Here is a 9,430-nt window from a genome sequence, read left to right on the forward strand (position 1 = left end):
CCATTTTTATTTGTCATGAAATTTTCATTGCAAGGCTTCGGAAGATGGCCTAATCTTGGTCGTGAGCGATGGTGCATCGGCTGACGTCTGCCGCAACGCACGCAATCGGAAAGCCGCCCGCCAGACGCTCCCTTCAATAACGACAGACCGAGAAAGGTGGAGACAATGAGACTTTGCAAGGGCAAGGCTACGCTCAGGATTCTGGTGGCGGCATTGACGTTGGCGACGGGATTCGGTGCGGCGTCGGCGGCCCGCGCGGCTGACGCTCACTTCGTGCTGATCAGCCACGCGCCGGATTCGGATTCGTGGTGGAACACCATCAAGAACGCCATCAAACAGGCCGACGAAGATTTCAACGTCGAGACCGACTACCGCAATCCGCCGAACGGCGACATCGCCGATATGGCGCGTCTGGTCGAACAGGCCGCCGCGCGCAACTACGACGGCGTGATCGTTTCGATCGCCGACTTCGACGTCCTCAAGAGTTCGCTCGCCAAGGTCACCGAGAAGCACATTCCGCTCGTCACGATCAATTCCGGCACTGAGGAGCAAAGCGCGCAGCTCGGCGCGATCATGCACGTCGGTCAACCTGAATATGCCGCGGGCAAAGCGGCGGGCCAGAAAGCGAAGGCAGCCGGCATCAAATCGTTCCTGTGCGTGAACCACTACGCGACCAACCCGGCTTCGTTCGAACGCTGCCGCGGCTTTGCCGAGGCGATCGGGGTCGACTTCAAGTCCTCCACGCTCGACGCGGGCCAGGACCCGACCGGTGTGCAATCGAAAGTGAGCGCGTATCTGCGCAATCACCCGAACACCCAGGCGGTGCTCACCCTGGGTCCGCTGTCGGCCGCGCCGACGATGAAGGCGCTGCAGCAGATGGGCCTCGCCGGCAAGGTCTGGTTCGCGACGTTCGACTTCGACAATGACATCGCCAAGGGCATCCAGGACGGCACGATCCAGTTCGCCATCGACCAGCAACCCTACCTGCAGGGCTATATCCCGGTTGCCGTACTGGCCATCGTGAAGAAGGAACACACCACAGATCCGGCGAAGATCCGCCAGATCCTGCAGGCTAATCCGAAGTTCCAGCAACGTCTCACCGCGTACGGCCTGCAGCCCGCCTATGGGCCGCGCAATATCGGTTCCGGCCCGGGCTTCATCACCAAGGCCAACATCGACAAGGTGGTCAAGTACGCAGGGCAGTACCGCTAACGCATTTCGCTGGAAGTACGGACACGGGAGAACCGTTCCGGCAGGTATGAGGAAAGTGGACGCGGCCGGCCGCAACTGGCCAGGCCGCCCCACGCCTGCATTCACCACGTTTTACGTGCATTACGCGCCATGCGGTCCGATTGCAGTCCTTTGACGGCTGCGAAAAGCCGGGCGCATCAAGGAGAGCTTCAATGGGCGTAGCCAACCCCTTCCATCCTCATCCCCGCAAGCAGCCCCCTTCGAACACCGCGACGACGTCAACGTCCGGCGGTGCCCCTGCGGCGGCCGATGAGCGCGTGCGCCAGGAATCGTGGTTCCGGCATCTGCTGAACCGTCCGGAATTTGCCGCCCTCGCCGGCACCGTGATGGTGTTCCTCGTGTTTGGGATTGCGGCCGGCAACTCCGGCATGTTCAACCTCGACGGCGTGATGAACTGGTCGCAAGTGGCCGCGTATCTCGGCCTGATCTCAGTCGGTGCGTGCTTGCTGATGATCGCCGGCGAATTCGATCTGTCGATCGGCTCGATGATCGGCTTCTCGGGCATGATGGTCGCGCTGCCCACGATGTACTTCCACTGGCCGATTGCCTTGTCGATCGTGTTCGCGTTCGCCGGATCGATGCTGCTCGGCGCACTCAACGGCTATCTGGTGATGCGCACGCGGCTGCCGTCATTCATCGTGACGCTGGCATTCCTGTTCATCCTGCGCGGCCTCACGCTGGCCCTGTCGGTCATGTTCGCCGACCGCACGATCATCTCCGGCGTGGGCGACGTCGCCGCTCACGACTGGCTCGCCCATACCTTGTTCCAGGGTGTCGCGTTCAAGGGCCTGTTCACTTGGCTCGGCCATATCGGTGTTGTGAAGCTGCTCGATAACGGCAACCCGCTCGTGCCGGGCATTCCGAAAGTGCTGCTCTGGTGGTTCGCGCTTGCTGCAGTCTGTGCCTTCACCCTCGCCAAGACCCGCTTCGGCAACTGGATTTTCGCGGTCGGCGGCGACGCCAACGCGGCGAAGAACGTCGGCGTGCCGGTACGGCGCGTGAAGATTTCGCTGTTCGTGCTGACCGCGTTCTGCGCGTGCCTCTTCGCTGTGCTGCAAGTGTGCGACATTGGCTCGGCCGCGGCTGACCGCGGGTTGCAGGCTGAATTCGAAGCCATCATCGCGGCGGTGATCGGCGGCACGCTGCTGACCGGCGGCTACGGTTCGGTGATCGGCGCCTGCTTCGGCGCGCTGATCTTCGGCGTCGTGCAGATCGGCATCACCTATACGAATGTCGACTCCGACTGGTTCCGCGTGTTCCTCGGCGTGATGTTGTTGATCGCCGTGCTGTTCAATCACTACGTGCGCCGCCGCGTCGCGCAATCGTAACGAGGAGACGACCATGTCCGATACGAATACCGTGAACACCGCGGCCAAGCCGCAGGACGACGTGATCCTCGCACTCGAAGACGTCAGCAAGTACTTCGGCCAGGTCATCGCGCTAAGCGGCGTGACCTTGCGTCTGAAGCGCGGCGAAGTGCATTGCCTGCTCGGCGACAACGGCGCGGGTAAGTCGACGCTGATCAAGACGCTCGCCGGCGTGCATCGCCCGTCTTCCGGTCAATATCTGGTGGATGGCAAACCGGTGCAGTTCGAATCGCCGAAAGACGCGCTCGATCTCGGCATCGCCACCGTCTATCAGGATCTGGCGCTGGTGCCGTTGCTCTCGGTTGCACGCAACTTCTTTATGGGCCGCGAGCCTCAGAAGAAACTGTTCGGTTTCTTCAACGTGATGGACCTCGAAACCAGCGCCACCACCGCACGCGACAAGCTCGCCGAAATGGGCATCAACGTGCGCGACCCGCATCAACCGATTGGAACGATGTCCGGTGGCGAGAAGCAGTGTCTCGCGATTGCGCGGGCGATTCACTTTGGCGCACGTGTGCTGATTCTCGACGAGCCGACGGCCGCGCTCGGCGTCAAGCAGAGCTTCAACGTGCTGAAACTGATTCACACGGCGCGCGCAAAAGGCATCTCAGTGATTTTCATCACGCACAACGTGCACCACGCGTATCCGATCGGCGATTCGTTCACGCTGCTCAATCGCGGCAAATCGCTCGGCACGTTCACGAAGGACACCATCAGCAAGGACGAAGTACTCGACATGATGGCCGGCGGCGCCGAAATGCAGAAGATGATCGGCGAACTCGACGGCGCGACGATCTGATTCATTCGCGCGGGCTTCCGGCGCATGTTGCGCCTCACGCCCGCGCTCAGCTATTCAGGAATATTCATGAATCATTCCAGCACATCCAGCGGGACCGGGATCGTGAACGGTGGCGGGCTCGCTTCCGCTTCAGGGGCAACGTCAGCGACAACGGCCAGCCGTTTCGCACCGGACCGCAGCCGCGACATCGTCTGCCTTGGCCGTCTTGCCGTCGATCTGTACGCGCAGCAGGTCGGCGCGCGACTCGAAGACGTGTCGAGCTTCGCGAAGTATCTTGGCGGTTCATCGGCGAATATCGCGTTCGGTTGCGCGCGGCTCGGGCTCGCATCGTCGATGCTGGCGCGTGTCGGCAACGATCACATGGGGCGTTTTCTCACCGAGACCTTGACGAAGGAAGGCTGCGACGTCAGTCATGTCCGCGTCGATCAGGAACGTCTGACCGCCCTCGTTCTGTTGGGTCTGAAAGATCGCGATACCTTTCCGCTGATCTTCTATCGCGAGAACTGCGCGGATATGGCGGTGGATGAAGCGGATTTCGACGAGGCGTACATTGCGTCTTCGAAAGCGCTGCTGATTACCGGCACGCACTTTTCGACCGAGCAGGTGAATCGCACGAGCCGCCGCGCGCTCGATTACGCGCGCCGCAATAACGTGCGCACCGTGCTCGATATCGACTATCGCCCAGTGTTATGGGGGCTCACGGGCAAGGCGGATGGCGAAACCCGCTTCGTCGCGAGCGAAGGCGTAACCGCGCATCTGCAGCGCATCCTGCCTTTGTTCGATCTGGTGATCGGCACTGAGGAGGAGTTCCGCATCGCTGGCGGCAAGACCGAGCTCGTCGACGCACTCGCGATGGTGCGCGCCGTAACGCCGGCCACGCTGGTTTTGAAACGCGGACCGATGGGTTGCCAGATCATCGACGGCAAAGTACCCGCAACGCTTGACGATTTGCCGATTCATGGCGGCGTGGAAGTTGAAGTGCTCAACGTACTCGGCGCGGGCGATGCATTCGCCTCGGGCTTCCTCTCCGGATGGTTGCGCGATCAGCCGCTCGAAGCGTGCGCCCGTGCGGCGAATGCTAGCGGTGCGCTGGTCGTGTCGCGTCACGGCTGTGCGCCTGCGATGCCGACGCCCGCCGAACTGGACTACTTCCTGCGCGAAGCCAAGGCAGATCCGCAACGCATGCGCCGCCCCGACCGCGATGCAACGCTCGCACGCCTGCATCGTGTCTCCCCTGCCCGCAAACAATGGGACGAAGTACTCGGCTTCGCGTTCGATCACCGCAATCAGTTCTTCGAACTCGCGCAGCAGACCGGCGCCGACGAAGCGCGTATCGTGCAGCTGAAGGGCCTGTTTGTCGAAGCCGTCGCGCAGACGGAAGCCGCCTTGGGGCTGCAAGGCCGCATCGGCATTCTGAGCGACGACCGTTACGGTCAGGACGCATTGAATGCCGCCACCGGACGCGGCTGGTGGATCGGTCGACCGGTTGAGCTGCCAGGTTCCGTGCCGCTCGTGTTCGACCACGGCCGCTCGATCGGCACGACGTTGATCGCATGGCCGCAGGAACACATCGCCAAGTGCCTCGTGCAATTCCATCCCGACGAACCCGTCGAACAACGCCTCGAACAGGAAGCGCAACTGCGTGCGCTTTATGATGCGACGCAAGCGAGCGGCCACGAATTGCTACTGGAAGTGATTCCGCCGAAACACGCACATCTGCCGCAAGCACCGGACATCGTCTATCGCGCGTTGAAGCGGCTGTACAACATCGGCATCTATCCGGAATGGTGGAAACTCGAACCGATGGACGCCGCGCAATGGCAAGCCGTCGACGCGCTGATCGCCGAGCGTGATCCGTACTGCCGGGGCGTGGTGTTGCTCGGTTTGTCGGCGGGCGTCGAGCAATTGAATGAGGGCTTTCGCGCGGCGGCGCAATCGGCGACATGCCGTGGATTTACCGTCGGCCGCACGATCTTTCACGAGCCGAGCCATGCGTGGCTCGCCGGTGAAATCGGCGACGATGAGCTGATCGCAAGAGTGCGCCGCACATTCGAAACGCTGATTGCGTCGTGGCGTGCGACGCGTGGAACGACAAGCACGCAGCCCACCACGGCGGACCATGCACATCAGGAGCAGGCGGCATGAACCAGCGCGTATTGCATCACGATGCGGCGTCCGCCAACGACGCCACCCAGGCCCATGCGCCGTCCGGCGGCACCGTCCGCCTGACGACCGCACAGGCGCTGGTTCGCTACCTCGCAGCACAACTCGTCACGACGGAAGACGGCAACGGCACCGAGCCGCTCTTTGGCGGCGTATTCGCGATCTTCGGGCACGGCAATGTGGCCGGAATGGGCGAAGCTTTGTATCAGCACCGCGAAGCGTTGCCCACGCTACGCGCTCACAACGAACAGGCGATGGCGCACAGCGCGATTGCCTATGCGAAGGCGCATTTCCGTCGCCGCATGATGGCCGTCACGACGTCGATCGGCCCCGGTGCGACCAACCTGGTCACCGCGGCCGCGCTCGCGCATGTGAACCGTCTGCCCGTGCTGCTGCTACCCGGCGACGTGTTCGTTTCGCGCGCACCCGATCCGGTACTGCAGCAGGTTGAAGATTTCCATGATGGCGGCGTCTCCGCCAACGATGCGTTCAAACCGGTGTCGCGCTACTTCGACCGCATCGTGCATCCTGCGCAATTGCCCAATGCGTTGCCGCGCGCCCTGCGCGTGCTCACCGATGCCGCGTTGTGCGGCCCTGTCACGCTCGCGCTGCCGCAGGACGTGCAAGCGCAAGCATGGGATTTCCCTGCCGACTTCTTTACACCGCGCGTCGTCACGTTCCGTTCCCCCGCGCCGCGCGCTGAAGACATCAACGCGGCGGTTGCCCATCTGCGCCGCGCCAAGCGTCCGTTGATCGTCGCGGGCGGCGGCGTGCTCTATGGCCGCGCGACCGACGCGCTGCACCGCTTCGCCGCCGCGCACGGTATTCCCGTAGCCGAAACGCAGGCCGGCAAAGGTTCGCTCGCTTGGAACGATCCGCTTAACGCGGGCGCGTTGGGCGTGACCGGTTCGCCCGCCGCCAATGCGCTCGCGCACGATGCCGATTGCGTGCTGGCAATCGGCACCCGCTTGCAGGACTTCACAACCGGCTCGAACACATTGTTCACCCAGGCCGACGTGATCGGTATCAACGCGAATCCGTTCGACGGCCTCAAGCATCGCGCGCAGGTGGTCGAAGCCGACGCACGTCTTGCGCTGGATGCGCTCGCCGAATCCCTGCAAGGCTGGCACGCGGACCGTACATGGACCGCGCGCGCACACAAACTCGCGGCAAGCTGGCGCGACACCGTGAGCACGCTCACGCATGCGCCGCAACGCGACACCGTGCTGCCGTATGAAGGCGACGTGATCGGCGCGGTGCAGCGTTCGAGCGCGCGTTCCGCGACGGACGATATCGTCGTGTGCGCAGCGGGCACCTTGCCGGCCGAATTGCACAAGCTGTGGCGCGCCGGCAAACCGGGCGCGTATCACGTCGAATACGGCTACTCATGCATGGGCTACGAGATCGCCGGCGGCCTCGGCGTCAAGCTCGCACGGCCCGCGCGTGAAGTGATCGTGATGCTCGGCGACGGCAGCTATCTGATGATGAACAGCGAGATCGCGACTTCGGTGATGATCGGCGCGAAGCTGATTGTGGTGGTGCTCGACAATCGCGGCTACGGTTGCATCAACCGCCTGCAGCAGGCTTGCGGTGGCGCGCCGTTCAACAACCTGCTCGACGACTGCATGCAGGGCCCGCTTGGCGCGCCGAAGATCGACTTCGCCGCCCATGCACGCGCGCTCGGTGCAGAGGCCGAACACGTCGCGAACATCGGCGAACTTGAAGAGGCGCTGCAGCGTGCGCGCGCCGCCGATCGCACCTATGTGATCAGTATCGACACCGACCCCGCCCGCACTACGAACGACGGCGGCTGGTGGTGGGAAGTCGCCGTGCCCGAAGTATCGGCGCGCGACACCGTGCGTGCTGCACGCTCGCAATACGACGCGCAACTCGCCGCCCGCGCGGCGCCCACCGACCCCAGCGACCGCCCCGGCCACATCGACAACGAATGAGGACGCCCGCATGACTGCTTTCGACGTACGTATCGGCATTAACCCCTTATCGTGGATGAACGACGACTTGCCTTCGCTCGGTGGCGAAACACCGCTCGAAGTCGCGTTGACCGAAGGACGCCAGATCGGCTACCAGGGTTTCGAACTAGGCAACAAGTTTCCGCGCGAGCCGCAGGCGCTGAAAACGCTGCTTGCCCAATACGATCTGGCCTTGGTATCCGGCTGGTACTCCGGACGGCTCGCGCGACGCAGCGTGGAAGAGGAAATCGCTTCCGTCGGCCCGCATCTCGAACTGCTCGCACAGAACGGCGCGACCGCGATGGTCTATGGCGAAGTCGCCGATTCGATCCAGGGCGCACCGCAACCGCTCTATCAACGCCCGCGTTTTTTCAGCGAAGCGCAGTGGGCCGCGTACGCGGCGCGCGTCGATGAATTCGCACGCTATACGTTAAGCCGCGGCGTGCGGCTGGCGTACCATCATCACATGGGCGCGTATGTCGAAACACCGGCAGACGTCGATCAGCTGATGTCGCGCACGAGCGACGCCGTTGGCCTGCTATTCGACGCCGGACACATCACGTTCGCCGGTGGCGATCCGCTCGCGGTGCTCGACAAACACATCGGGCGCGTGTGCCACGTCCACTGCAAGGACGTACGGCCCGCGGTGATGAAACTGGCGCGCAATCGCAACTGGAGTTTCCTCGACGCGGTGATCGCCGGTGCATTCACGGTACCGGGCGATGGCGCGGTGAACTTCCCGGCGATCGTCGATCGATTGAAGCGGCATGGCTATCGTGGCTGGCTGGTGGTTGAAGCGGAACAGGACCCGGTGGTGGCGCCATCGTACGAGTATGCGCAGAAAGGACTCCTGACCTTACGAGCGCTGGTCGATGCACCGCTCGACGCCGGTGGCGGGACTGAGCAGGAGGCAGCATGAGTTTATTGGTCAAGGCGCAGCGCGAGGGCCAAACGATCGCGCGGGTGACGCCTGAGTCGGCGTGCTGGCGGTATGTGGGATTTGCTGCTTACCGGCTGGGCGCGGATGAAGTCGTGCATGTGTTTGAGCCGTCTCGCGAGGTGTGTATCGTCGTGCTGACGGGCGCGGTGGATATTGAAACTGCTGATGCGAAATGGAGTTCGCTGGGTTCACGCGATAGCGTGTTTGAGGATTCCGCGCCGTATGCCGTGTATTTGCCGCCAGGCGTGCGGGCGACGGTTCGCGCCTGTCGCGATGCTGAGGTTGGTGTGGCGAGCGCGCCGGGCACAGGGGCGTATCCGGCGAGGTTGATCGAGCCTTCTACGATGAAGCGTTCCACGCGTGGGAAGGGGCTGAATACGCGCTACGTATGCGATATTCTTCCGCAGACTGAGCTTGCGGAGTCTTTGCTGGTTGTCGAGGTTCGGACGCCTGGGGGGCATGCTTCAAGCTATCCGCCGCATAAGCACGATACGGATAATGTGCCTCATGAGAGTTCGCTCGAAGAGACTTATTATCATCGGCTCGATCCGCCGCAAGGGTTTGCTTTTCAGCGTGTGTATACGGATATGCGGGATATCGATGAGTCGATGGCCGTTGAGAATCACGACGTCGTGATGGTGCCGCGTGGGTATCATCCTGTTGTTGTTCCTTATGGGTATGAGTCTTATTATTTGAATGTTATGGCTGGGGGGCAGCGGACCTGGCATTTTCGGAATGATCCGGCGCATGAGTGGATTATTAATAAGGATGGTTAAGGTTTTTGCCTGTTCGGTGGTTGTTTGTCCGTGTTCTTGGGGCTTTGGCCTTTCCTTGTTTTGTTAGTGGTCTATTAGCGTTCCCCCTGTGCGGGGGGGCACCTACTTTTCTTTGCCGCCGCAAAGAAAAGCAACCGTATTGGAAGTCAAGCGGCGAACAACGG

Annotated in this window: 7 protein-coding genes; all 7 read left to right on the forward strand. The window is 62.5% G+C overall.

All coding sequences use genetic code 11. The features are described 5' to 3' along the window. Window positions 1-165 precede the first annotated feature (165 nt). The 7 genes from KHO33_RS32545 (at window position 166) to iolB (ending at window position 9,266) form a co-directional block, all read left to right on the forward strand. Window positions 166-1,212, forward strand: a complete 1,047-nt coding sequence (locus KHO33_RS32545) for a sugar ABC transporter substrate-binding protein (RefSeq protein WP_200566709.1) — start codon at window positions 166-168, stop codon at window positions 1,210-1,212. Between the two features lie 191 nt (window positions 1,213-1,403). Beyond that, window positions 1,404-2,579: an ABC transporter permease gene (locus tag KHO33_RS32550; protein WP_154567216.1), complete on the forward strand. Its 1,176-nt coding sequence runs from the start codon at window positions 1,404-1,406 to the stop codon at window positions 2,577-2,579. 13 nt (window positions 2,580-2,592) lie between these two features. Beyond that, window positions 2,593-3,417 (forward strand): ATP-binding cassette domain-containing protein, encoded by an 825-nt coding sequence (locus KHO33_RS32555; RefSeq protein ID WP_200566708.1) that lies wholly within the window; start codon window positions 2,593-2,595, stop codon window positions 3,415-3,417. A 66-nt stretch (window positions 3,418-3,483) separates the two neighbouring features. After that, complete coding sequence (locus KHO33_RS32560) at window positions 3,484-5,562, forward strand: bifunctional 5-dehydro-2-deoxygluconokinase/5-dehydro-2-deoxyphosphogluconate aldolase (protein WP_234480715.1); 2,079 nt, start codon at window positions 3,484-3,486, stop codon at window positions 5,560-5,562. After that, window positions 5,559-7,532: a 3D-(3,5/4)-trihydroxycyclohexane-1,2-dione acylhydrolase (decyclizing) gene (iolD, locus tag KHO33_RS32565; RefSeq protein ID WP_200566707.1), complete on the forward strand. Its 1,974-nt coding sequence runs from the start codon at window positions 5,559-5,561 to the stop codon at window positions 7,530-7,532. Before KHO33_RS32560 ends, iolD begins: the two co-directional genes overlap by 4 nt. 10 nt (window positions 7,533-7,542) lie before the next feature. Then, window positions 7,543-8,469, forward strand: coding sequence for a myo-inosose-2 dehydratase (iolE, locus tag KHO33_RS32570; RefSeq protein WP_200566706.1), 927 nt, complete (start codon window positions 7,543-7,545; stop codon window positions 8,467-8,469). Then, the gene (iolB, locus tag KHO33_RS32575; protein WP_054042243.1) at window positions 8,466-9,266 is read left to right on the forward strand and encodes a 5-deoxy-glucuronate isomerase; all 801 of its coding nucleotides are present in this window, start codon (window positions 8,466-8,468) and stop codon (window positions 9,264-9,266) included. The genes iolE and iolB overlap by 4 nt, the downstream gene beginning before the upstream one ends. The last annotated feature ends 164 nt before the right edge of the window (window positions 9,267-9,430 follow it).

Origin of the sequence: Paraburkholderia nemoris (assembly GCF_905221015.1) — a bacterium.
Taxonomy (GTDB): Bacteria; Pseudomonadota; Gammaproteobacteria; order Burkholderiales; family Burkholderiaceae; genus Paraburkholderia; species Paraburkholderia nemoris.

Coding starts and splice junctions, on each gene's coding strand:
- iolE (WP_200566706.1), top strand. CDS start 7,543: ATGACTGCTTTCGACGTACGTATCGGCATTAACCCCTTATCGTGGATG.
- KHO33_RS32550 (WP_154567216.1), top strand. CDS start 1,404: ATGGGCGTAGCCAACCCCTTCCATCCTCATCCCCGCAAGCAGCCCCCT.
- iolB (WP_054042243.1), top strand. CDS start 8,466: ATGAGTTTATTGGTCAAGGCGCAGCGCGAGGGCCAAACGATCGCGCGG.
- KHO33_RS32555 (WP_200566708.1), top strand. CDS start 2,593: ATGTCCGATACGAATACCGTGAACACCGCGGCCAAGCCGCAGGACGAC.
- KHO33_RS32560 (WP_234480715.1), top strand. CDS start 3,484: ATGAATCATTCCAGCACATCCAGCGGGACCGGGATCGTGAACGGTGGC.
- KHO33_RS32545 (WP_200566709.1), top strand. CDS start 166: ATGAGACTTTGCAAGGGCAAGGCTACGCTCAGGATTCTGGTGGCGGCA.
- iolD (WP_200566707.1), top strand. CDS start 5,559: ATGAACCAGCGCGTATTGCATCACGATGCGGCGTCCGCCAACGACGCC.